This window comes from Kluyvera georgiana (assembly GCF_050990895.1).
In the GTDB taxonomy this organism is placed as follows: Bacteria; Pseudomonadota; Gammaproteobacteria; order Enterobacterales; family Enterobacteriaceae; genus Kluyvera; species Kluyvera georgiana.
In genome coordinates this window covers 2,531,071-2,554,663 of record NZ_CP158865.1, presented here as the reverse complement: position 1 = coordinate 2,554,663, position 23,593 = coordinate 2,531,071, and the positions used below count along the sequence as shown (strand labels likewise).

Genomic DNA, 23,593 nt, shown 5'->3' with positions numbered 1-23,593 from the left:
TCTCTCCTTAACCGCAGGAGTTGACGATGGCACTTGTCCGCTATCCCACGAGTAAACCTTTTCCTTTTTCCGACGCCGTTGCGGCGAACGGATTTCTCTTTCTGTCTGGTCAGGTCTCAATGAGCCCGGACGGACAGCCGCTGTACGGTACCATCACCGAACAGGTTAATCGTATTATGCGTTCGGTCAGCGAGACGCTGGCGCGCGGCGACGCGCAATTGCGCGATGTGGTTCGGGCACAGGTTTGGTTAAGCGATATGGCGCACTTTACCGAGTTCAATCAGGCCTGGCGTCCGTGGTTCCCCGAGGGGTTCCCCAGCCGTAGCGTGACCACCAGCAGTCTGGCATTCAATCTCGACGTGGAAATTGAATTTCAGGCGGTGCTGCCATGATCGCGGAAAGGGATACCCTCATCGCCACCCTCAGCGCCTCGCTGGCAGCGTTGAAAGCCACGTTACCGGCGAATACCGAAGTGGTACTGCACGATTTAACCCAGCCGCAATCGTCGGTCGTCGGTATTGTTAACGGTCACGTCAGCGGGCGACAGGTGGGCGATGGTCTGCTGAGTGGGCCGGAGGAAGATGATGGTTTTCTGGGACTTATCGACGAGACGCAGCCGCCATCCTCCACGCGACTGTTCAGCGGTTACACCTCGTATGCGCGCGGCGGTAAACCGTTAAGCAGCGCGTCGACGCTGTACTACGATGCCAACGGAAAGGCGGTGGCGGCATTTTGCGTCAACGTCGACATGGAGCCGGTGATGCGTTTTCGCCGTGAACTGGATTATCTGGTCTCCGGCATCTCGGCAGCGCAGCCAGCGGAAAATCCGGCCACCCCGTTACCCTCGCAATCTCTGGCGGAGGTTCTTGCACGTTTCCAGGCCACCCCTGAGGAAAACCCAAAAGCGTTTCGACTGCGGGTGGTCAGCGAACTGCATTCGATGGGAATTTTCAAGATTAAGGGCAGCGTCAACGAAGTCGCCAGCGCGCTCGGCGTGACGCGTTACACCATCTACAACTACCTGGATAAGCTCAATGAACAATAATCTCCCGGCTACGCTTCCTTTTTATCAGGTTGATGCCTTCACCGCTAAACCTTTCGGCGGTAACCCGGCGGCGGTGATGCCGCTGAATCAATGGCCAGACGACAGCGTGTTACAAGCGATTGCCGCCGAAAATAACCTGTCAGAAACCGCCTTTTTTGTTCCCCTCGATGACGGCTTTCATCTGCGCTGGTTTACGCCTGCGGTCGAAGTCGATCTCTGCGGCCATGCCACGCTCGCCGCGTCCTGGGTTCTGTTTAACGTCCTCAACTATCCGCAAGAAACGCTGCGTTTCACCACCCGTAGCGGCTTGCTGACCGTCAAGCGCCAGGGCGATGAGTTGTGCATGGATTTTCCGACGAAAACGCTCCAGCCGATTGACGAACCGCAGGGATTGCTGGCCGCGCTTGGCATCACTACCGGCGTAGAAGGATTCTGGCAATCCGATGACATTGTGGTGCTGGTGAAGGATAAAGCGATCGTTGAAGGGTTAGCGCCCGATTTTAACCTGCTGTCGGCGTTTAAGACTCGTGGGGTGATCGTCACGGCACCGGATGAGGGCGAGTTTGACTTTGTGTCACGCTGGTTTGGCCCGCAGGTTGGGGTGAATGAAGATCCGGTGACCGGTTCGGCACATACCTGGCTCGCACCGTTCTGGGCCAAACGCTGCGGTAAAAATACCCTTCATGCGCAGCAGGGCGGCACGCGTAAAGGCACGCTGCGCTGCGTGTTGGGCACTGATGGCCGCGTTTCGCTGTATGGGCAAGCGAAGCTGATGATTGAGGGGACGTTCCGTCTATAAAATCAATGAGCAATAAATCGACCATTGAGCGACGGGTCGTTCAGCTAGCCGTCGTGTGCACGCTGGCGCTATATGGCCTGCTGATCTGGCTTTCCTGATATCGTAAAGCGTGATCGTGCAGGGTTAAAATAAAATAGCGTTCCATTATTATCGGTTCTCAGTTTCTATTTAACGTTGTTAATGGAGAACCGATGTCAAGAATACCTTATCTGGGCATGTCGACGCTGCTCTGTATGCCATTGGTGTTACAGGGCTGCGCCGCGCCTTCGTCAACAGGAACGGCGACAAGACCGCTGCTGACGGCGCAGGAAGCCACACCGTATACCACCGAAAACTATTTTGCGCAGGGCGGTCTGTTCAGCCAACCACAGGGGGCATGGCAGCCGTCGTCCATTGCCTTAACACACGTTGAGACGCCATGGCGCGTCGCGCCAAAAGGCGCGCCTTACACCCGCGTCCAGCAGGCCGTTGACGCCGCACTGGCGCAGCATAAAGGGAATGAGCGTATCTACATTCGTCTTGAGCCTGGCGTCTACACCGGCACGGTGTACATCCCGGACGATGCGCCGCCAATCACTCTTTTTGGCGCGGGAAAAGCGCCTGAGGATGTGCGTATTGAACTGGCGCTGGACTCGCAGTTTAGCCCAGCGAAATATCGCCAGACGGTCAATGCCGACCACTACCCGCCGAGCTCCCCGGCGTATTACCAGTATGCGCTGTGTGCGGGGAAAACCACGGCCACGATCGGCACCAATTGCGCCGCGGTATTCTGGTCGCAAAGTCACGATCTCCAGCTGGTCAATTTAACCATTGCCAATAGCCTGCTCGACACGGTTGACGGCGGCACCCACCAGGGCGTCGCCCTGCGAACTGACGGCGACCGCATTCATCTGCAGAACGTCCGCCTGCTAGGACGCCAGGACACGCTGTATCTCAACGTCAGCAATCGGCGCAATGATGCGCTGACCGATCGCATTAATCGGGTTTACGTACAGGATAGCTACATTGAAGGCGATGTTGACTATGTCTTCGGTCGCGCTAACGCGGTGTTTGACGGCGTGCATTTCCATACCGTCTCCAGCCGCAAATCGCCGGAAGCCTATGTGCTGGCACCGAATACGCTCCCGGATAATCCTTATGGTTTCCTGGTCAAAAATAGCCGCTTTACCACCGATGAGGGCTACAAAGATACCTTTAAAGCCAAACTGGGCCGCGCATGGGATCAGGGGGCAGGGAAAACGGGTTATTTGCCGGGCAAGACCGCTAATGGACAGGTGCTGATTGTCAACAGCACGATTGATAGCGGCTATGACAGCCTGTCACCATGGGGCGCGGCGGCCACCACGGCAAGGCCGTATAAGGGGAACGCGGAGCCTTCACGTCAGTTGAACGATGTGAACACTAACCGTCTTTGGGAGTGGAACACGCGCTGGGAAAAATAAGCCTCCGTGGCTGCGGAAAAGAGCCGGATACAGCGTTAACGCTTTATCCGGCCTGATTCGCGGCATGAAGGTTTAAAACGGCAGCGTTCTTGGCTGCGTCTGCATCGTCACCCAGCGTAGCTCGGTAAATTCATGAATTCCCGCACGACCGCCAAAGCGCCCATACCCGGAATCTTTGGTGCCACCGAAGGGCATTTGCGCCTCGTCGTGCACCGTGGGGCCATTGATGTGGCAGATCCCGGTCTGCAGATTTTGCGCCACGTTCCACGCGCGGGCGGTATCGCGGCTGTACACCGCCGACGACAGGCCGTAGGCGCTGTCGTTAGCGATGCGCACCGCTTCCTGCTCGTCACGGGCGCGGATCACGGCTTTCACCGGGCCAAATGATTCTTCGTGCCAGATACGCATCGCGGGCGTCACGCCGTCGAGTAGCGTGGCCGACATCTGCGTTGTGTTGGCCTTGCCGCCGGTTAACAGCGTCGCACCTTTGGCCAACGCATCGTCAATCAATGCATTGCAGCGAACCACGGTTTTCATATCGACCACCGAACCTGGCAACCCGTCCGGTAGCGCGTCGACATGCTTAACCAGCGCGGCGATAAACGCTTCGGCAATGCGGTCCTCAACGATAATACGTTCGGTGGACATGCAAATTTGCCCGGCGTTGGCGAAGGCTCCGAAGGTCGCGCCCGCTGCGGCCTGGTGAATATCGGCATCGTCCAGTATCAGCAACGGTGCTTTACCCCCCAGCTCCAGCACCACCGGTTTAAGATGCTTCGCGCAGGTTTGGGCGATAATCCGACCCACCGGCGTGGAGCCGGTGAAGTTCACGCGCCTGATGCCCGGATGGGCAATCAGCGCTTCGACAAATTCTGGTGCATCCTGCGGCGCGCAGGTCAGATAGTTGACGACGCCAGCGGGGAACCCCGCGGCGGCCAGCGCGTCGATAATCAACCTCTGGGTAGCCGGAGAAAGCTCAGAACCTTTGAGGATTACCGTATTGCCGCAGGCGAGCGGGGTGGCAATCGCGCGAACCGCCAGGATGATGGGGGCGTTCCACGGCGCCATTCCCAGTACTACGCCAGCCCCCTGACGCGTCGCCATCGCCAGATTGCCCGCAATATTCGATGGGATCACCTGGCCCTCAATCTGCGTGGTTAACGCTGCCGCTTCACGCAGGATCTCCGCGCCGAGGTGGACGTTAAACTCGGCCCAGTGCGCCGTCGCACCGGTTTCAGCATTCATGGCGGCAATGAACTGTTCGCGACGTTGTTCAAGCCGATCTGCCGCAGCAAGCAGCAGTCGTCGCCGCTCTCCGGGTGAAGTATCACGCCAGGCCGGAAAGGCGGCGGAAGCGGCGTCTGCGGCGTGCGCGGCATCAACCAGGCCAGCGGCCGGAGCAGTACTGGCTATAACGTCATTCACGGGATTCAGGCGTGTAAAGGTCGCATTGCCTTGCGCGGCGCACGCTTCGCCGTTAATAAACAGAGTACAGGTGATTGTCATGGAAACCTCTTATCGACTCGGGTAACGCTCTGAGTGTAGAGAGGTGCAAGCGTGCTGAATATCCAGAGTCCGGATTTCGCACGCTTTTTTTCAGCTTTTGAAAGCGGTTCACATCCGTGTGCCGCCGAGGGTTACGTTAGTAGCGTACGCAGCTCACGCTGCTGATTGTCGCTAAGCTGGAGGAGGTTCACCGCCTCGCCCGATTCGGTACAACGGGCATACAGCGCGACCAGCCAGTCGTACACGTAGCGGGTGGCGGCATGTACCGGCTGTTCGCCGAGCTGAGTCAGGCGTGCGCTGGAGGTTGCGACGTCGTGGGCGAAAACCGCGCTCCCTTTAGCAATACGGCTGGCAGGGCGCTGGTTGACGGGCTGTTCAGCATAGCCCAGCCAATGAATAAAGTTACCGATGATCGCCCGCAGCTGCGCCGCGCCGGCCTGCTGTTCAGCGCTGGCCTGACGGAGCTGCTGCGCCAGCCCTTGTCGCTGGCTGGCGCGCATCAGCGCCAGCATCAGCTGTTGTTGAGTCGCGGAAGTGAGCTGCGGATGCGGCTGGCGACTCCACTGGCGCAAATGTTTACACCACAGGGCGTAAACCTGTGACCCTCGATCCTGATTTGACGGCGTATGTTGACTGACCGTTTCCGGTGCGGCGAACAGGTCGACGGCCTCATTAAACAACCCGCTGGCCTTTTCTTCACGCTGCTGCTGAACCTGACACAGCGCCTCGAACGCGGGCAGGGCGGGAAGCAAGCTCTCCAGCAGCTCGCCGTGACGCGAAGCATGTGTTTGCAGTTCGCGAATCATCGCTTCTGCCTGTGTCGCATCCTGGCCTGCTGAATCAAGCAGCGGTTGGCACAAGCTGAATAACTGCTGCTGAAGCGTGTTCGCCATGGCGGTAAAACGGCGCTGGCGCAGTTCGGGCTGCGTGGCTTGCGATAGCCATTCAATCAGCCGTTGCAGGCTGCTGTGATCCAGCGCTTGCAGCGTTCCCCAATGCTGGCCTGGCTTGCCAACCAATTGTTGAATCGCCTCATCAAAGTGACGCTTATGCAAGAAACGATCGTCTTCCGGCGTAATTGCCCACACCAGCCCCGGCAGCTTGTTCTCCTGCGTGGGTTGGGTGTCGTTTACCCAGCGCAGCAGCGCTTTGGCGGTGGACGGAATCGCGGCGCGCTGGGCTGTGGCGTTACAGACCAGCAGGATATCCGGCTGCCGATGCTGGCGATAGTTTTCCAATAGCCAGCGACACTTACTGGCCCACAGCGGGGTGTCAGAAGTGAGTGACGGCACGGGAATATCAATAATATCCACATTGTCGAGCACGCCTTGTTCCGCGTTCAGCACCAGTTCAACGGTCAGCAGCGCCAGGGTGGCAACCGGTATGCTGACTGCGTTCTGATAACCGTCGTCGGTGAGCGGATGAACCAGTACCGCATCATCGCTCTCCCCACCCGGCGTCAGGAACGCGTCCATCGGCAGGGTAAAAGCATCCACCAATAGACTCAGCGGCGCCATCACTTCCCGGCGGTTGCCCGCCTGATGCAGGGTATGTGCTAACGTTAACCATTGCTGAGTGAGTTCCTGTTGTTCCCCCCACAGCAGCGACCACGCGCGTGCACGCGCGGTGAGATCCAACGACGGCAGGAGATGCGCGAACTGGAACCACAGATCGTCATCGATCGTCTGGTATGAGGTCGGCAGGGTATCGCGCCAGAAACGGGCAATCGTCGCCACTTCCGATGCCGTCAGGCCCAGCACCTGCTGCGGCTGGCGCAGGCTCTGCCAAGCGCGCAGGCGGGAGGCGATAAGGTGGCTATCCGGTGGACGAATATCGCCGCGCTGCCAGGCATGGGCGATAAACAGCTGTACCAGTTCGGCTTCACCGATCAGCACCAGCCGCAGCGGGAAGGCGTCGTCCGGCGTGGGCTGCTCGCGGCTAAAGCGAACCGCCATTTGCGTGAGGCTGTGACCGGGATTGATATGGCTGAAGTAGTCCAGCGTTTTACTGCCGGTTTGCACCGTCAGACGGCCATCGCCGTTGCCGCACAGGGTGCGCAGCAGGTGGGCTTTAGAGGCCTGTGAGTGGCCAAACAGCGCGATGCTGGCGGGCTGGGCGCGAGTCTCCTGACGCGCTTTCTGCTGAGCATCGAGTGCCTGCAGTCGAATCAGCAGCGCGTTGGCGTCATCATCCAGTAACGGATGCTCCTGGCGGGCGGCAGCGAGCCAGTCGATTACTGCGGCTATCGTGGTCATTTGAGGAATACGCTCCCGCTGTCGATCCAGTAGTGGCTGCCGCTGTGGCGTCGGTCAGCCAGAGTATTAAGTTTCAGGGTCAGGGCATCTGGCGAAACCGGCGTGCCGTCCTGAAGCCAGGCATCGCTCAACACAAACGACTGCGGCGCTTCGTGTCGGCTACCGCCTTCAAGCTTCAGGCGAACCTGCAGCACGCCGTCTCCGGCGATGGCTTTCGCCAGTTCTGGCGAGTTGATGCTCAACGTATACAGCGGCGTCGCGGGCCAGCGGGTGTTCGCCAGTTGGCGGAAGCCGAGGGTAACATTACCGCGCAGCGGGAAATGCAGGCGGGCGTCAAGCCTGGCGCCGGGTTTGTCGAGATCGAGATCGTGGTACCAGATATTTTCATCGCGCAGGGTGTTGACGGTTTTATCCAGTACGCCCAGATAGCGCACGGTGGAGTACGCGCCAATATCGGCGGCTTTAAAATTAAAGTGCGGCAGGCGCAGATCCAGCGCCAGACTGCACAGCATAGCTCCCACGGCGGCGGTGGATTTCGGGTTGCCAATACGCCCCTGTTGGCTGAATGGGTACCATTCATGGACATGATATTTATCCAGCCAGACCATCCGGTTGACCGGCACCGGTTGAAGGTAGCGAATCAGCGCCTGTATGCCCGGCAGACAGCCGGGACGCCCGGTAATCAGCAGCACGTCGCAGGCATAGTGTGAGATTGCCTCGCAGAGCGCGTGCAGCGGACCGGCGAGGGTAAACTCACCGGCTAGCATGGCCTCCTGCAATTGGCTGAAGGTTACTTCCAGCGGGACCGCCAGCAGGTCGAACGGCGCGCTACCGGCAGGCAAGGCGTGCTCCACGGCCTGGCCGACATAGTTCATCACGTTGCGAGTTGGCGTTTGGCTCAGCAATTCTCCGAAGGTGGCGTGCAGCCCGGCGAGCGGATCCTGCACGTCGCTTTGTTCCCACGCCGCCAGAATGGCGTGGCCGATGGGCATAAAGAGCTGCAGCGTGGTTTGCTGGCGCAGCACTGCCTGCGTATCCAGCCTGCCGGAGTCGCCAAACAGCGTGGCCATCAGCGCTTGTGCGTCAGCGACGCCGGATTTTTGCAGCTGGGTTTGCAGCGCGGGCAGCACGCAGCGCTGGATAATATCCAGCAGGACATCATCCCCGGCGATTTTAAACCCTTCGCGGAACAGCAGCTGTGGGGTGATTTTGACATTGCCGCCAATACCGTCGTCCAGTTGATACTGGGCGATAGCCATGTCTGTCGTGCCGCCGCCGAGATCGAGCGAGGCGACGCGTAGCGCACGGCCCTGCGCCATGCCAGGCTCCGGCTGGCGGTCCGGCCGCGCCATCGCGGCGAACAGCGCCTCCGTCTGCCCGGAGAAATGGGAAATCGCTTCGTTGTAGAGCCACACCAGCTGGCCGCAGCTGGCTTCATCCCACTCCATATGAATTTTCGGGATGGGCACGATGCTTTTTTCCTGCACGCGGACATGAGCGAAATCATCATCCTGCGGATGCCACCCCATGGCTTTCCACACCAACGCGATAGCTTCAAACATCCGGCGACGGAAAATTTCGCGTTCCTGCTTCGGCATGGCCGACGGTAGCGTGAGGATTAACGTACGCAGCTGACGCGGTGAGGCGGGGAAGCCCAGACGAAGACGCGTGGCGACGCTGTTAATCTGCCCCAGCGCCTGTGCCAGCAGTTCGCACAGCATATGGGTCATCAAGGTGCTGCGGCTGTACTGCGGCGAGAAGACCGGCATCCGTTCGTCCGGCGGCAGGGTAAACAGCGGCTGGCCTTCGTCATTCATCAGGTTCATCAGCGGGAAGGCGGTGGCCAGCGGTTCGCGCTGGGTCTTGCCATTCATCTGACTAAATCGCCAGTCCTGCACGGTGGGCGTTTCATCCCACAGATAGCGGCGGGGGCTGGAAATACCGCTGTAACCTTCCGTACCTAAACGCTGCATCGCCAGCTTACGGGCTTCATCCCCTACGCGTACCAGCGATGGCCAGATAAACGCATCTTCGCGGCCGCTTTCCACGGAGAAATGCTGCTTGCCGAAGCGCGATTCCGAGAACTCGACGCGGCTGGTGAACAGCGGTTCATTCAGGTATTGCGGTTCGCTTAATGAGCGCACCTGAAGCTCGGCGGTTTGACGTAAACCGTCGTTAGCGTCGCCGTGATCTTCGATGATGACGCCACAGGTGTGGGTATTGCCAACGTCGAGGATCAAATCTACTGGGATGGCCGGAGTGCTCAGCGTGGCGGTGACGATTTTAATTTCCGGCACCGCTAACTGTTCTCCCAGCAGCGCCAGAATATTCAGCCAGTGGCCTTGATATTCAAAGCTGCGCAGCGCCTGCGCCACATCGCGTTCGCTACGGGCCTCGTGGGCGGCAACGGTTTGCTGGAAAACTTCACGCAGCCAGCCGTCAATCCATGTTTGATCGAGGAAGTCGCTGATTTCATTGTCGCGCCACGCCAGCGCAAAGCGCGTACCGTTGAGCAGATCGCTGGCGACGGGTGACAGGCCGTTGACGTCATCGTCGCTAATCTGGCTATCAAATGCCAACGTTACGCGGTGCGTATTGCCCGCGTTATCCGGCTCAGCAAGGCGACGAATCTGCACCCGTGCCCAGTTGTCCGGCCCTTCAACGAAGGTGCGCGGCGGGTTAAATCGCAGGAAGGGCAGCGGCAGCCAGATGCCGTCTAACAGCGCGAGTGAATGGTGTAGCGTCAGGGTCGATTCCGGCTTCACCACCTCGGGCGCACGCCCAGCCTCACCGGGCAGCGTATAACGCTGATTGACCACGTCATAGTTCAGACGTAGCAGCGGGCCGTTGGCGGTTTTTCGCACAAAACGGCCGTTTTGCAGCGACTCCTGCGGGCTGAGACCGAAATCGAGAAACTGCACGCCGCTGTTGGCAATCAGCGTGACGCTCTGTTTGTAATCGCAAAGAGTGACCAGCATAGGTTACGCTCCCGTCTTCTTAAAGGTCAGCGGTACCACCGTTCTGGCGTCAAAGCGGGCGGTGCATACGGCAACGTTGCTGTTGCCGGGTTTACAGCTGATTTCCGGCAGCGGGTAGCGCGCGCCGTCGCTGCATTGCGCGTTACCGCGGCTTTTGATCATCAGCTCGCCGTTTTGATGCAGGCCAGAAAAGACCGAGGCTTTACAGACGATATTGCCTTCGCGCACGAGGCGAACGGTGCCTTTATTGTTCTGAATCTGGTAGCGCAGGCTCGGCGCTTTACCGGTATGCGCGTCACTGATATCCATCTGTGCCCGCCAGTTGCCGTTAAGGAAACGCGTGGTGCCCGCGCGCATCTGGTCGGCATCCATCACCAGCGCATCTTTCGGAATGACGGCAATCACCACCGGTTTTTCTTCTTCTTTCACCACCGGTTCCGCCTTCACGCTAGCCTGATGCAACGGCAGGCCGGCAATCAGTACCGGCATGGCGGGAGCTTGCGGGATAGCAGGCACGTCGGCGGTCTGAACGACGGGCTCGGACTCGGCCTGGGTGGTCGGGATCATCATGGGAACTGCAACGGCCACGGCGGCAACGGCTGCGGCAATCGGCAGGCCCCACAGCCAGCGTGGGCGGCGCTTTCTGGTGGCCGCCATCGGCATCACCGGTTCGGCTGGTGCCTGCGGTTCTTCAGGCTCCTCCACCGGCAGCTTGTAGGCGTTAATCAACGGTTCATTCGCTGAAATCAGCGGCGCATCGGCTTCGCTAAACGTCACGACGGCAGGTTCGGGTTCTTCCACGAGAGGCACTTCGGCAATGATCGGTGCTTGTGGCGGTTCAGGTTCAACGTAGCGCAGGCAGTCGAATACGTCTTCACGTGCGCCTTCGTTGAGATTCACAAAGCCCCAGAAGCTGATAACCGGCTTACCGTCGACAAGAAACAGATGATTTTCGCCGGGAAATTGCAGGGATTTATCCAGCAGGGCGCCGAACAGTTGCTGTGCGGTTTTGTCGGATTGCAGGCATTTTTTGCTGAGCGTGCGAGCGCTCTCCTGCAAGCCTTCTAAATAGTGCAGCGCCCTTGTTCGCAAGGTTTCATCCGCCGCTTTCCAGCTCGTCGCCACACCATCAATTGGCGAATACCAGTCCACCCGGTCGCCGTCATCATTTAATTGCGGTATCGCGAGGCACTCGACCAGCGCGTTTTGCTTACGTAAACGCAGGGTTTCGCGCACCTGAAGCGCGGAATGAAATACGGTTTGCCCGCCGCCGCCTACGGCCTGAAAGTCATCAAGACTTCCACTGCGTAAAAGAGTTTTTGCCACGTTCCTGTCCCATAGACTTCTTCACGGCATTACTTTACGCAAAGCAAAATGCAACAAACGGCGAAAGAGAGGGGTAAATAGGGTAATTCTCGTGGCATTGAATCGCTGGACTTAAGTCAAACCTGACGAAATACCGATGAAGAAACCAACAAATAAAGGTTATTCAGCATAACCTGAGACAAATTGGTTATTTGCCAGTTATCCGGGGCTGTGCTGTTATTAAGCCGTTCATATAATAAAATCGAAAGGCTTATAACCATGACCACAGGGAAAACGCTCCTCGCGCTGGCGCTCAGCGCGTTGTTACCGGCAAGCGCCGCCTGGGCGGCGAACAACGACACGCTCGTCTACTGCTCCGAAGCCTCACCGGAGTCTTTTAACCCGCAAATCGCCAGCTCGGGCCCGACGTTTGTCGCCAGCTCGCAAACGCTGTATAACCGGCTGATCAACTTTGATCCGGTGAAAAATACGCCGATTCCCTCATTGGCCACCGACTGGACGATTTCCCCGGACGGCCTGACGTATACCTTTACGCTGCGTCAGGGCGTGAAGTTCAACAGCAATAAATTCTTTACGCCGACCCGCGACTTTAACGCTGATGACGTGATTTTCTCGGTGCTACGGCAGAAAGATAGCGATCATCCCTACCATAAGGTTTCACAGGGGAACTACGAATATTTCAACGATGTGGGTCTCGATAAGCTGATTAAATCGGTGAAAAAGCTCGATGACTATCACGTGCAGTTTGTGCTGAGCGAACCAAACGCCGCATTCCTGGCCGACTGGGGGATGGATTTCGCGTCCATTCTGTCGTCGGAGTACGCCGATGCAATGATGAAAAAAGGCACGCCGGAGAACGTAGATAACTGGCCGATTGGTACCGGGCCTTATGTGCTACAGCAATATAAGGCCGACTCGCAGATTCGCTATCTGGCTAACCCTCACTACTGGGACGGCGCGGTACCGACGAAGCACCTGATTTTCGCCATCACCCCGAACGTCGAAACGCGTCTGGCGAAGCTACAGACCAATGAATGCCAGATTATCCCCGCGCCGTCGCCGGTGCAGTTTGATGTGATTAAAAACAATCACGATCTGGCTCTGCATGCGGTAGAAGCCTTGAACGTCGGCTATCTGGCGTTTAATACCGAGAAAAAGCCGTTCGATAATGTGCTGGTTCGCCAGGCGCTGAACTACGCCACCGACAAGCAGGCGATCGTCAACGCGGTGTTTATGGGCTCCGGTACGGTGGCGAAATCACCGATCCCGCCCAACATGATGGGCTTTAATAAAGCTCTCAAAGATTACAGCTACGATCCCGAAAAAGCGAAAGCGCTGCTGAAACAGGCTGGGCTAGAGAAGGCGGTTGAGGTGACGTTGTGGTCGATGCCGGTACAGCGCCCCTATAACCCGAACTCGCGCCGGATTGCGGAAATGATCCAGAACGATTGGGCCAAAGTCGGCGTGAAGGCCAAAATTGTGACCTATGAGTGGGGGGAATATCTTTCCGGTATCCGTAAAGGCGAGCATGGCAGCGCGCTGTACGGCTGGATGTCGGACAACGGCGACCCGGATAACTTTGCCAATACGCTGCTCGGATGCGATAGCATCAAAACGGGCTCTAACGCCGCGCGCTGGTGTAATAAAGAGTATGATGGCCTGGTGAAAAAAGCGTTGGTGGTGAGCGACCCGGCGAAACGTGCCGCACTCTACGAACAGGCGCAGGAGATTTACTACCAACAGGCACCGTGGATTGCGTTGGCAAACGGCAAAACGTTCTATGCCACGCGCAGCAACGTGACCGGCTACAGCGTGAGCCTGATGGGCAGCGATTTCTCGAAAGTGAAAATCAATTAAGGAGCAGGTATGTCACATCTGGATGAGGTTATCGCGCGCGTTGACGCGGCGATTGAAGAGAGCGTGATTACGCACATGAATGAGCTGCTGGTGGAGCTAAGCGACGATGCAGCGTTGAGTCGTGAAGATCGTTTTACCCAGCAGCAGCGCCTGCGCGTGACGATTTCCCATCATGGTCAGCACCTGCGCGAACAGGAAGAGGCACGTAAAGAGCAGCTCACATCCGGTGGGAGCATTCTTTAAGTTGGGCATTATTCCCGGCTGCGCTTTGGCCGGCCGGGCAACAATGTAGCGCTTGTCGGTCTGATAGGTATAGGTGCAGATTGCCGGATGGCGGCATCGCCTTATCCGGCCTACAACGTGACCGGTATTAAAACTGGCGTTTCGCCACCAGCCACGCGCCGACAATCAGCATCACCGCACCGCACACCGGCCCCACCAGCGCCCGCCAGGGCACACCATGGCTGCGCATCACATCCATCACCAGCCCGCCGATAAGCTGGCTGGCGACCAGGACCGCAATAGTGGTTGCCGCCCCCACGTACTGATAGCCGCTGATGCTGGCAAAGACGAAGAACGAACCCAACAGACCGGGAAGCAGCGTCCACCACTTAACGGTGGAGATCAGTTCGTTCACGCCAGCCAGTCCGTGTTTGATCAGCAGAATACTGACGAATAGCACAATACCCACCAGGGAATTGAGCAGCATCGCTACCAGGATCGTCGAGGCCGATTGGGTGATCCGCACCATCAGCGTGTTCTGGATAACCAGGCCGATACCGGCGGCGACCAGAAACGTCAACGTGAGGGATTGATTCATGCTGTACCATCCGGATCGCGACGGTTATCCAGCTGAAGTTGCATAAAGGTCAGGTCCAGCCAGCGGCCAAATTTGGTGCCCACCTGAGGCATTTGCCCGGTGGTGACGAAACCGTGTTTCTCGTGCAAATGCAGGGAAGCATGGTTTTGCGACTCGATGCCCGCGACCATTACGTGCTTACCGCGCCGCTTCGCTTCTTCAATCAGCGCGGCGAGCAGAATATGGCCCAGTCCCTTACCCTGATGGTCCGGATGAACGTAAACGGAGTGTTCGACGGTATGGCGGAAGCCATCAAACGCGCGCCAGTCGCCGTAGGAGGCATAACCGGTTACCACGCCGTTCTCTTCACTGACTAATACGGGAAAGTGCCCTAGCTGACGCGCTTCAAACCAGGCAATGCGGTTGTCGGTATCGACCGTTTTATCGTTCCAGATGGCCGCCGTGTGCAGCACGGCGTGGTTATAGATGACCGCTATCGCGGCACAGTCTTCTTTTGTTGCAAAACGGATAGGCATGGTTGCACCCTGTGTGTTGTTCACTATAGTATAACGATATGAATACTATTGAAGACAATTTAAATCAACGGATCGGCGCAAGAATTCGTATTGAGCGCGAATCGCGAAGCTGGTCGCTGAGTGAATTAGCCGAGCGAGCGGGCGTGTCACGGGCGATGATTCACAAAATTGAGCGTGGCGAAAGTAGCCCCACGGCGACGCTGCTGGCGCGGCTTTCCGGCGCGTTCGGCATCAGCATGTCAACCTTAATTGCCCGCGCGGAGATTCAGGAAGGGAAACTGTTGCGTTTCGCTGACCAGCCCGTGTGGCACGACCCACAAAGTCATTATCTGCGACGTCATGTTTCGCCGCGCGGCGAATTGCCTGTCGACTTGGTACAAATTGAACTTCCCGCAGGCAGCGATATCCCGATGCCGGCTTCGGCTTACGCGATGGCGCGTCAGCTTATCTGGGTGCAGCAAGGGGAATTGCTCTTCATGGAAGGGGACACTGGACACCGTATGCAGGCTGGCGACTGTCTGGAACTGGGGCCGCCAAACGACTGCCGTTTTATTAATGATAGCGATCACATTTGTGTTTATCTGGTTGTGCGTTTGAATATTCCACTCTCGTGATTATTTTGCCAGTGACGTATTAATGCGTCATTTGGCGAAGCGCTCTCACTTGCCTTAAATTTCATGCCCGCAACATCCGAAAAATATATATTGTATTTTTTGCACAAAAGAGAAAACGCCAGCTATTAATTATTATAGGCTCTGGGCCGATTATCCGTGGGGTTATAATAAATATGCTGGATTTTGCTAAAGCACAACGAATGAGCCTGACACAGCAGGTTGAAAATAATATCAAAAACGCACTTATCATTGGCGCATTAAAACCCGGTGCCCGACTCGTGACGCGTGAAATTGCCGAGAATCAAGGGATCAGCATTACACCCGTTCGCGAGGCGCTGCTGCGGCTGGTCTCCTTGGGGGCGTTGCAGGCTGCGCCAGCGCAGGCGTTTATGGTTCCGGTGCTAACCGATTCCAGCTATCGGGAAATAAGCCAGATACGACAAAATCTCGAAGGAATGGCGGCCGCAGCGGCCTCCGGGAATATGACCGCACAAAAAATGGAGGAACTCCATCGTTTGTTGGCGTTACTGCATGAAGCAAAAGCCTCTGGTGATATCACCCGCATGTTGCAGAGCAATTATCAGTTTCGTTTTCGAATATATGAATACGCGGAAATGCCTACTTTAATGATTCTTATCGAACAATTATGGGTTCGGGTAGGGCCAAGTTTCCACTATTTATATTTAAATTCAGTAGAACCGTTTCAGCAAACTAATTTATATCAGCGCCTGCTGACGGCGCTGGAGAAAAAAGACTCGATGGCCAGCCATACGGCAATGTGTCAGATTGTTGATGAATCAGCGCATTTTTTACAGCGCCAGTATTGCCCTAGCCATTAAGCCGCAAATACGTTTCCGGGTTTCCCCGGAAACGTTCACACGCTTTACTCAAAACGCCAGGCGACATTCACGCCAACGCCGTAGTTACGTCCCGGCGCCGGTTCGTAATAACGACCGTTAGACTCGTTGACGATGACGGAGCCGACGTATTGGCGGTCGAAGAGGTTATCGACCCGGCCAAATATATCCAGATTCCAGTTGCCGATATCGAACTTATAGCCGGTGTTCAACCCGACAACCGTCCACGACGGCGCACGGGCGGTGTTCTCATCGTTGGCCATGATATCGCTCATATAGCGTACGTCGGCGCCGGCATACCAGCCGCTCTCCGGCTCATAGCTCAATGAGGCAAAGCCCATATTGCGCGCAATTCCCGGGATGCGGTTGCCGTTACAGTTGGCGTCGTCACAGACGTTGGTGCGATAGGTTGCGTCAAGCCAGGTCCATGCCGCTTTGGCATGCCAGTTTTCTGCGAACTGCTGATCCAGCGACAGTTCGGCCCCTTGACGCCGCGTTTTACCGGCATTTTTGTAGCTGGTGCGCCCGCCGCTGCTGCTGTCGACGACAATCTCGTTATCGGTATCTGTCTGGAAGAGTGCGGCGGTGAGCAGTCCGTTACCAATGCGTGTTTTGCTGCCAATTTCTACGGTTTCGTTGGTCGAGGGCTGCAATCCGAAGTTCAGCCCACCGCGATCGTCCGAACGGTAGGAAAGCTCGTTGATCGTCGGTGTCTCAAAGCCACGTCCGGCCGAGAGATAAACGTTCCACGCATCGGTGACCGCGTACTTTAACGACCCCGCAGGTAGCCATTTGTGATAGCTGGCGTCACCGCTATCATCACCATTTTCCGCGGTGATGTAGTGGTCGTTGGAGTCAAACCACACCGAACTGTAGCGCACGCCCGCATCAAGACTCAGCTTCTCGGTGAGTTGCCACTGTGTTTGCAGGTAGGGATCGACGTTCCACATCAGGTTGCGTTCGTTGCGGCGCAGATTGCCTTTCTCTCCGTACTCAGGCGTGGTGCCATTCATCACGAAGTTTTCATAGCCGCGACGCTTCTCGCTCATATTTTCGTAGTTCAGACCGGTGGTGAAGGTGACCGGGACCAGCAGTTCGCCACGGTGGGTCCAGCGGGTATCGATGCCCTGATAGTGACGATCGAGGTCGATCACGCCGCCTGCGTGGGTAGGCTTAAGCTGAGGCTTGCGCGGAATCGACTGATACTGCGTGGTTTGACGCTCACCGGCATACATCATCACGCTCAAATCGTCCTGTTCACTGAGCTGACGCTCGTAGCGCAGGCCTGCCTGGGTCTGTTTTACGCTTTTGCGCATGTTGTACTGTTCGCCGCGCGGCGACTGTTCGCGGTTCTGGTGCAGTTCATTGTAATCCAGGCCGCCGGGATCGTTGGCCTTAATATCGACGCTGTTAAACAGCAGGGTCAGCTTGCTGACATCATCGATTCGCACGCCGAGTTTGGCGTTGGCGAGGTTTTTGCGCGCCGCGCTGTGGTCGCGATAGCCGCGGGTGATGAATCGATTCGTTGATACCGTGTAGTCGACGTCTCCCGCGTGGCTACCGTCACCGACCGCACCGGCCGCTTTCATGCCGTAGTGCCAGGTGCCATAGCTACCGTAATAGCTGCTGGCTTCCAGCGTCGTGGGCTGCTTGCCGCTTTCGGTAGTGACGTTGACCACGCCGCCGGACGAGTTGCCGTATAGCGCGGAGAAGGGGCCGCGCAGCACGTCAATATGATCCACGCTGCCAATATCGATGTTAGAGGTCTGCCCTTGTCCGTCGGGCATGGTCGCCGGAATGCCGTCAACGTACATACGGATGCCGCGCACACCGTAGGTTGAGCGTGAACCAAAACCGCGAATCGACAGCTGGAGATCCTGTGCGTAGTTCTGGCGATTCTGAATTTGCAAACCCGGCACGGCGCCGAGCGACTCTGACAGGTTGACGCGCGGCGTGGCGTGGCGCATATCCTCGCCGTCAACCACGCTGACCGCTGCCGGCGTATCCAGCTCAGAGACCGTCTGAGGGGTGGCGGTGACAATCAACGTTTGTTCGTCAGCAGCCCAGGAAAAGGGGGAGAAAGCAAGCGGCAACAGCAGCACAGGCAGCGTTACTGAGCGCACAGTAATGATTTTCATGAAAACTCGCAAAATGTACCAAATGGAACAGACCCGAATAGAGTAATACTTTTGTAAATATATTGAAAACTTTAGCAGCATAAATGGTTAATTTCAGGTGATGAAATAGAAACTTTTTGCCGCACCGTAGAAAGAAAAGCTCCACTTTGTACAAATTAATGATTACTATTCGCATCTACAAAACGTAGCGCCATGACGCTGCGAAGGCTGAAGCCATGTGAGCAGTAACAATTAAGTTCATCAAAGGGAGTCGTCATGTCATTACGTCAATTGTCCGCACCGCGCCTGCGCCGTTCTCTGTTGTTGAGTGCCTTACTGCTGGCGGGAAGCTTTAGCGCGCAGGCCGCAGAGGAAATGCTGCGTAAAGCGGTCGGTAAAGGGGCATATGAAATGGCCTACAGCCAGCAGGAAAATGCGCTGTGGCTAGCCACCTCACAAAGCCGTAAAACGGATAAGGGAGGGGTGGTTTACCGCCTGGACCCGACTACGCTGGAAGTGACCCAAACGATCCATAACGATCTTAAACCGTTTGGCGCCACCCTGAATACACAGACCCAGACGCTGTGGTTTGGCAACACCATCAACGGCGCGATTACGGCCATTGACGCGAAAAGCGGTGACGTGAAAGGGCGTCTGGTGCTTGATGGACGTCAGCGGAGCGAAACGGTGAAACCGCTGCAGCCGCGTCAGCTGGCGGTGAATGAGAAAACCAACACCGTGTATATCACCGGTATTGGTAAAGACGGCAGTGCGGTGTGGGTCGTCGATGGCGATAAAATTGCGCTGAAAACCACGATCGAAGGCACCGGCAGCTTCGGCACCGGGCTGGCGGTTGATGCGGAAAAACAACGTCTGTATGTCACCAACGCCGACGGCGAGCTGTTGACCATTGATACCGCGAGCAACAAAATCGTTAATCGTCAGAAATTGCAGGACGATGGCAAAGAGCACTTCTACATCAACCTGAGCCTGGATACCGCCGGTCAGCGCGCCTTTATTACCGACTCGAAACAGCCGGAACTGCTGGTGGTGAACCTGAAGGATGGCAAAGTGTTGTCGAAGGTGGATACCCAGGAAGGGCTGGCGGTGCTGTTTAACCAGACGCGTAACGAAGTCTATGTTACCCAGCGCAAAGCGGGCACCGTGACGGTTATCGACGCTAAAGATTACAAGGTGACCAAAACCATTCAGACCCCGACCTTCCCGAACAGCCTGGCGTTGTCCGCCGATGGTAAAACGCTGTTTGTGAGCGTGAAGCAGGAATCTACCCGTCAGAAAGAGGCGACCGCCCCGGATGACGTGATTCGTATCGCGCTGTAATCCCCCTGCGGGAGACGGTTGACGTCTCCCGTATCCTGCTAATTTATCTTCTGTTACATCCGCTTTATTTCATTTTGCGCCGTCGGGCATACAATGCACCCACTTAACCCCACTGCGGGTGGAAGAATGAACGGAGAAACCATGAAAAAATCTTTATATGCGCTGTGTGCGGGCCTGATGGTTCTGGCGCTGGCGGGCTGCACCACTAACTACGTGATGACCACCAAAAGCGGACAAACGATTGTGACGCACGGCAAGCCGCAGCTGGATAAAGAGACCGGTATGACCAGCTATACCGATCAGGACGGTAATGCGCGCGAAATCAACAGCAATGATGTGGCGCAACTGGTAGAAGATAACTGATTACGCTGACCTCAGCGGCCGCGTTTACGATACTCTCCGGGCGACATGCCGAACCGCTGCTTGAAGGCGGTGGAGAAGTGGCTGTGGTCGCTGAACCCCCAGCGGTAGCCAATTCCCGCGAGTTTCTCGTCATCGTGCGCGCTCAGTAGCGACTGGGCGCACAAATCTAAACGGCGATTTTTAATGTATTGCGCCACCACCAGACCTTTATCGGCGAACAGTCGGTACAGGCTACGGACCGACATCCCCGTTTCGCTGGCTAACCACTCAGGGCGCAAATGTTCTTCCTGGATAGCATCGTCGATCAAGCGCATGATTTTCTGATACTGCTTCTCTCGCCGCGACGGCTGCACGTCTTGTTGATGCAACATCGGACGCAGCAGGCAGACCATCGCATCAAGCGCCGCTTCGCTTTCGCTGGCGGAGAGCTGCGGACTACTCATGCTCTCTTGCAACAGGCGCTGGCTGAGCTGCACCATCGGTAGTGATTTATCCAGACGGGTGGCGACGCGAATTCCGCTGCCGCGCAGCTGGTTTTCCAGCAGTTGGCGAGGCAGCAACAGCGAGACCTGACGCGAGGTTTGCTGCCAGAGGATTGAACAGGGACGTGAAGCATCAATTAACGTCATATCGCCGCTTTGCAGGCACACCTGACGATCGTCCTGCTCAATGCTGGCTTCACCGGAAAGCTGAAAAACGGTATAGAACCAGGCGTCGTTGCCGCCACGGATCTCCTGGCGCGTGCGATACAGATTGACGTTGCGGGTGGTGACGGTACTGAGCTTCAGGCTACCCGCATAGCTGGTATCAATCTCGCCGTGGAAGTCGCCCTCCAGCGGACGCGCGGCAAAATGCCCGCAGACCTGATTAATCTTTGCCAGCCAGTCATGATACGTCTCACCGCCGTTTACCGCTGCCATACGCCATCTCTGCAATGAAAATGTGATGTTATTGTTGCATTTGTGTTTCTTTAAACAAGGCTGTTCACAGGAATATATGAAAGAACTATTACCTGCGACACACTTCTGCCAACGCAATCTGCTTAATTGCGGCGTCTGTCACAGCCGCACAAGCGAATGTCACAGAGACAAAAGCGACTTCTCCAGACCCGCCGTAGACTGAAATGACTAACCGCGAAGAATAAGGAGACGATATGTCCTCAGCACAGGTAGCACTGCTCCCGAGCGTACAGCAGTTTTTAGACCGTCAGCATGGCCTGTTTATTGATGGCGCGCAGCAGGCGGCGCAGAGTGAAAAACGTCTCACCGTCTGGGACCCGGCTACGGGCAAGGCGATTGCCACCACGGCAGACGCTAACACGGCTGACGTGGACCGCGCGGTGATGTCCGCCTGGCGCGCGTTTGTTTCCCGCAGCTGGGCTGGGCGCACGCCTGCCGAGCGCGAACGTATTCTGCTGCGCTTTGCCGACCTCGTTGAGCAGAATGGTGAAGAGCTGGCCCAGCTGGAAACGCTGGAGCAGGGCAAATCGATCAACATCTCCCGCGCTTTCGAAGTCGGCTGTACGCTGAACTGGATGCGCTACACCGCCGGGTTAACCACTAAAATCAGCGGCCGCACGTTGGATGTTTCCATCCCGTTCCCGCCGGGGGCGCGCTATCAGGCGTGGACCAAAAAAGAGCCGGTCGGCGTGGTAGCCGGGATCGTGCCGTGGAACTTCCCGCTGATGATCGGCATGTGGAAGGTGATGCCGGCGCTGGCGGCAGGCTGTTCAATCGTGATTAAACCTTCCGAAACCACGCCGTTAACCCTGCTGCGTGTGGCTGAATTGGCGATTGAAGCCGGCGTGCCGGAGGGCGTTTTCAACGTGGTGACCGGCAGCGGCGCCGAGTGCGGCGCTGCGTTAACCTCTCACCCGCACGTGGCGAAGGTGAGCTTTACCGGTTCGACCGCTACCGGCAAACAGATTGCCCGCGTTGCCGCCGACAGGCTGACCCGCGTGACGCTGGAGCTGGGCGGGAAAAACCCGGCCATCGTGCTGAAGGACGCCGATCCTGAGTGGGTCATCGAAGGGTTGATGACCGGTAGCTTCCTCAATCAGGGGCAGGTGTGCGCGGCCAGTTCTCGTATTTACATTGAAGCGCCGCTGTTCGACACGTTAGTCAGCGGTTTCGAGCAGGCGGTGAAATCGCTGCAGGTGGGGCCGGGAATGCTGGAGACCACACAGATTAACCCGGTGGTATCACAGGCGCATTGCGCCAAAGTGGCGGCTTATCTCGACGATGCTCGCAAACAGAACGCGGAGCTGATTACCGGCAACGTCGGCCCGGATGCGCAGGGTTTCTACATTCCGCCGACGCTTGTCATTAACCCGGACGCCAACCTGCGCTTAACCCGCGAAGAGGTGTTTGGCCCGGTTGTGAACCTGGTGCGTGTCACCGATGGTGAAGAGGCGCTGCGCCTTGCCAACGACAGCGACTTCGGTCTGACCGCCAGCGTCTGGACCCGCGATTTGACCCAGGCGCTGAACTACACCGACCGCCTGCAGGCCGGTACGGTATGGGTCAACAGCCATACGTTGATTGATGCTAATTTGCCGTTTGGCGGCATGAAACAGTCGGGTACGGGGCGTGATTTTGGGCCGGACTGGCTGAACGACTGGTGTGAAACCAAATCGGTGTGCGTTCGTTACTGAGTGATACCGGGTGGCGGCTACGCCTTACCCGGCCTACGGTGGAGGCGATACTTAACCCTATCGTCATGCACTGTAGGCCTGATAAGCGAAGCGCCATCAGGCAACTAAGCGGGTTCCTGCGTTTGTGCGACGGTCATCATCGCGGGCAACTCGCCGATCAGTTTATCGACGGCCAGCCGGATCTTAAGAGAAGGATGGGGCGTTTTCAGCCATACTGCATAAACCGGCCAGGTTCCTGATGACTGCGCTTTTAATATTTGTTTCAGTTCGCCGTTAAGCAGTTGCTCTTTGACCAGCCAGTAGGGCAGCCAGACAATCCCGGCTCCCGTCAACGCACTGTCTTTTACCGCCTGCATATCATCCATCATGATTCTGGCCGGTGGATTTATCTCGATCGTCTCCCCACGTGCATTTTGCACTCGCCATTTGAGAATGCGACCAGAATGAATGTAGGCCACCGCCTCGTGTAGATGAAGGTCTTCTGCACAAGCGGGCTCACCGGCGCGGCGAAGATAATCCGCAGAGGCGCAGAAAACCATGGTGTGCGAGGCCAGCTGGCGGGCAATCAGGCTACTGCTGTCGGCCAGCGCGCCGATCCTGACGGCCAGATCAAACCCTTCTTCTGACAAATCGACCTGTCGATCGCTGAACGAGATTTCCAGTATCAGCTGCGGATGTTCTTTTGCCAGAGCCGATAGCAGCGGCGCAATACACAGGTGACCGAGCAGAACAGGAACGGACACCCTCAGTTTGCCGTTGGCCTGCAGTTTGCCGCTGTCCAGGATATCCTCTGCCGCTTTGATTTCCGCCAGCGCCCGGCGACAGTATTCATAATAAAGCGAGCCTTCGTCGGTCAGACTCTGGCTGCGGGTGGTACGGCTAAAAAGGGTTACGCCCAATCGTTCCTCAAGCCGGGAGACGGTTTTGGCTACCGCCGAACGCGTGACGTGAAGTTTTGCGGCGGCTTGTGAAAAGCTCACCGATTCAGCCGCGGCGACAAAGACGGGGATACTGTTCAATTCACTTTTCATATTGTCGCCATCCAGGAATCAATCAGAGGAAATAGTATCTCCACTGTAGCGTAATGCGCAATGTTACCATCCAT

At 56.9% G+C, this 23,593-nt stretch carries 20 protein-coding genes; 11 read left to right on the top strand and 9 right to left on the bottom strand.

Annotation, left to right across the window (positions count from 1 at the left end):
• Nucleotides 1-26: 26 nt before the first annotated feature.
• The 4 genes from ABTW00_RS12065 to ABTW00_RS12050 all read left to right on the top strand — a co-directional run bounded on the left by ABTW00_RS12065 (nt 27) and on the right by ABTW00_RS12050 (nt 3,286).
• The gene (locus tag ABTW00_RS12065; protein WP_433635824.1) at nt 27-392 is read left to right on the top strand and encodes a RidA family protein; all 366 of its coding nucleotides are present in this window, start codon (nt 27-29) and stop codon (nt 390-392) included.
• Nucleotides 389-1,045 carry a helix-turn-helix transcriptional regulator gene (locus tag ABTW00_RS12060; protein WP_064545592.1) on the top strand — a complete coding sequence of 219 codons (657 nt, stop codon included), beginning with the start codon at nt 389-391 and terminating at the stop codon, nt 1,043-1,045. The genes ABTW00_RS12065 and ABTW00_RS12060 overlap by 4 nt, the downstream gene beginning before the upstream one ends.
• A complete protein-coding gene (locus tag ABTW00_RS12055) occupies nt 1,035-1,844 on the top strand; it encodes a PhzF family phenazine biosynthesis protein (protein WP_433635822.1) in 810 nt (269 codons plus the stop codon). The genes ABTW00_RS12060 and ABTW00_RS12055 overlap by 11 nt, the downstream gene beginning before the upstream one ends.
• 191 nt (nt 1,845-2,035) lie before the next feature.
• Complete coding sequence (locus ABTW00_RS12050; RefSeq protein ID WP_433635820.1) at nt 2,036-3,286, top strand: putative acyl-CoA thioester hydrolase; 1,251 nt, start codon at nt 2,036-2,038, stop codon at nt 3,284-3,286.
• Nucleotides 3,287-3,358: 72 nt separating this feature from the next.
• Here the strand turns inward: ABTW00_RS12050 and ABTW00_RS12045 are convergent, their stop codons facing one another.
• From ABTW00_RS12045 to ABTW00_RS12030, 4 genes are all read right to left on the bottom strand, one after another.
• Nucleotides 3,359-4,792: an aldehyde dehydrogenase gene (locus tag ABTW00_RS12045; protein WP_433635819.1), complete on the bottom strand. Its 1,434-nt coding sequence runs from the start codon at nt 4,790-4,792 to the stop codon at nt 3,359-3,361.
• A 131-nt stretch (nt 4,793-4,923) separates the two neighbouring features.
• A complete protein-coding gene (locus ABTW00_RS12040) occupies nt 4,924-7,047 on the bottom strand; it encodes a virulence factor SrfC family protein (protein WP_433635818.1) in 2,124 nt (707 codons plus the stop codon).
• Nucleotides 7,044-10,025 carry a virulence factor SrfB gene (locus ABTW00_RS12035; RefSeq protein WP_433635817.1) on the bottom strand — a complete coding sequence of 994 codons (2,982 nt, stop codon included), beginning with the start codon at nt 10,023-10,025 and terminating at the stop codon, nt 7,044-7,046. Before ABTW00_RS12035 ends, ABTW00_RS12040 begins: the two co-directional genes overlap by 4 nt.
• A 3-nt stretch (nt 10,026-10,028) precedes the next feature.
• Entirely contained in the window at nt 10,029-11,351 is a 1,323-nt protein-coding gene (locus ABTW00_RS12030) for an SrfA family protein (RefSeq protein ID WP_433635816.1), read from the bottom strand.
• Between the two features lie 258 nt (nt 11,352-11,609).
• On the opposite strand from ABTW00_RS12030, the gene ABTW00_RS12025 reads away from it, so the two are divergent.
• Together ABTW00_RS12025 and ABTW00_RS12020 are read left to right on the top strand one after the other, a co-directional pair.
• Nucleotides 11,610-13,208, top strand: a complete 1,599-nt coding sequence (locus tag ABTW00_RS12025) for an ABC transporter substrate-binding protein (protein WP_433635815.1) — start codon at nt 11,610-11,612, stop codon at nt 13,206-13,208.
• Nucleotides 13,209-13,217: 9 nt separating this feature from the next.
• A complete protein-coding gene (locus ABTW00_RS12020) occupies nt 13,218-13,451 on the top strand; it encodes a DUF2526 family protein (protein ID WP_065356965.1) in 234 nt (77 codons plus the stop codon).
• Nucleotides 13,452-13,578: 127 nt separating this feature from the next.
• On the opposite strand, the gene ABTW00_RS12015 is transcribed toward ABTW00_RS12020, so the two are convergent.
• Nucleotides 13,579-14,028, bottom strand: a complete 450-nt coding sequence (locus tag ABTW00_RS12015) for a DMT family transporter (protein ID WP_065356966.1) — start codon at nt 14,026-14,028, stop codon at nt 13,579-13,581.
• The gene (locus ABTW00_RS12010) at nt 14,025-14,543 is read right to left on the bottom strand and encodes a GNAT family N-acetyltransferase (RefSeq protein WP_065356967.1); all 519 of its coding nucleotides are present in this window, start codon (nt 14,541-14,543) and stop codon (nt 14,025-14,027) included. The genes ABTW00_RS12015 and ABTW00_RS12010 overlap by 4 nt, the downstream gene beginning before the upstream one ends.
• A gap of 38 nt (nt 14,544-14,581) precedes the next feature.
• Between ABTW00_RS12010 and ABTW00_RS12005 the strand changes: the two genes are divergently transcribed.
• Together ABTW00_RS12005 and ABTW00_RS12000 are read left to right on the top strand one after the other, a co-directional pair.
• Complete coding sequence (locus ABTW00_RS12005; protein WP_433635814.1) at nt 14,582-15,157, top strand: helix-turn-helix domain-containing protein; 576 nt, start codon at nt 14,582-14,584, stop codon at nt 15,155-15,157.
• 173 nt (nt 15,158-15,330) lie between these two features.
• Nucleotides 15,331-15,996, top strand: a complete 666-nt coding sequence (locus tag ABTW00_RS12000; protein ID WP_065356969.1) for a GntR family transcriptional regulator — start codon at nt 15,331-15,333, stop codon at nt 15,994-15,996.
• 44 nt (nt 15,997-16,040) lie between these two features.
• On the opposite strand, the gene pqqU is transcribed toward ABTW00_RS12000, so the two are convergent.
• Nucleotides 16,041-18,152 carry a TonB-dependent receptor PqqU gene (pqqU, locus tag ABTW00_RS11995; RefSeq protein WP_433635813.1) on the bottom strand — a complete coding sequence of 704 codons (2,112 nt, stop codon included), beginning with the start codon at nt 18,150-18,152 and terminating at the stop codon, nt 16,041-16,043.
• Nucleotides 18,153-18,407: 255 nt separating this feature from the next.
• Here pqqU and ABTW00_RS11990 point away from each other — a divergent pair, with 255 nt between their 5' ends.
• Both ABTW00_RS11990 and ABTW00_RS11985 read left to right on the top strand, forming a co-directional pair.
• Nucleotides 18,408-19,472 (top strand): YncE family protein, encoded by a 1,065-nt coding sequence (locus tag ABTW00_RS11990; RefSeq protein ID WP_433635812.1) that lies wholly within the window; start codon nt 18,408-18,410, stop codon nt 19,470-19,472.
• A 141-nt stretch (nt 19,473-19,613) separates the two neighbouring features.
• Nucleotides 19,614-19,835, top strand: a complete 222-nt coding sequence (locus ABTW00_RS11985) for a YgdI/YgdR family lipoprotein (RefSeq protein ID WP_064545563.1) — start codon at nt 19,614-19,616, stop codon at nt 19,833-19,835.
• Nucleotides 19,836-19,846: 11 nt separating this feature from the next.
• Here ABTW00_RS11985 and feaR read toward each other — a convergent pair whose 3' ends face one another.
• Nucleotides 19,847-20,755 (bottom strand): transcriptional regulator FeaR, encoded by a 909-nt coding sequence (feaR, locus tag ABTW00_RS11980; protein WP_433635811.1) that lies wholly within the window; start codon nt 20,753-20,755, stop codon nt 19,847-19,849.
• A 233-nt stretch (nt 20,756-20,988) separates the two neighbouring features.
• Between feaR and ABTW00_RS11975 the strand changes: the two genes are divergently transcribed.
• Nucleotides 20,989-22,488 (top strand): aldehyde dehydrogenase family protein, encoded by a 1,500-nt coding sequence (locus ABTW00_RS11975; protein ID WP_433635810.1) that lies wholly within the window; start codon nt 20,989-20,991, stop codon nt 22,486-22,488.
• A gap of 104 nt (nt 22,489-22,592) precedes the next feature.
• On the opposite strand, the gene ABTW00_RS11970 is transcribed toward ABTW00_RS11975, so the two are convergent.
• Nucleotides 22,593-23,519: a LysR substrate-binding domain-containing protein gene (locus ABTW00_RS11970; RefSeq protein ID WP_433635809.1), complete on the bottom strand. Its 927-nt coding sequence runs from the start codon at nt 23,517-23,519 to the stop codon at nt 22,593-22,595.
• Between the last annotated feature and the right edge of the window lie 74 nt (nt 23,520-23,593).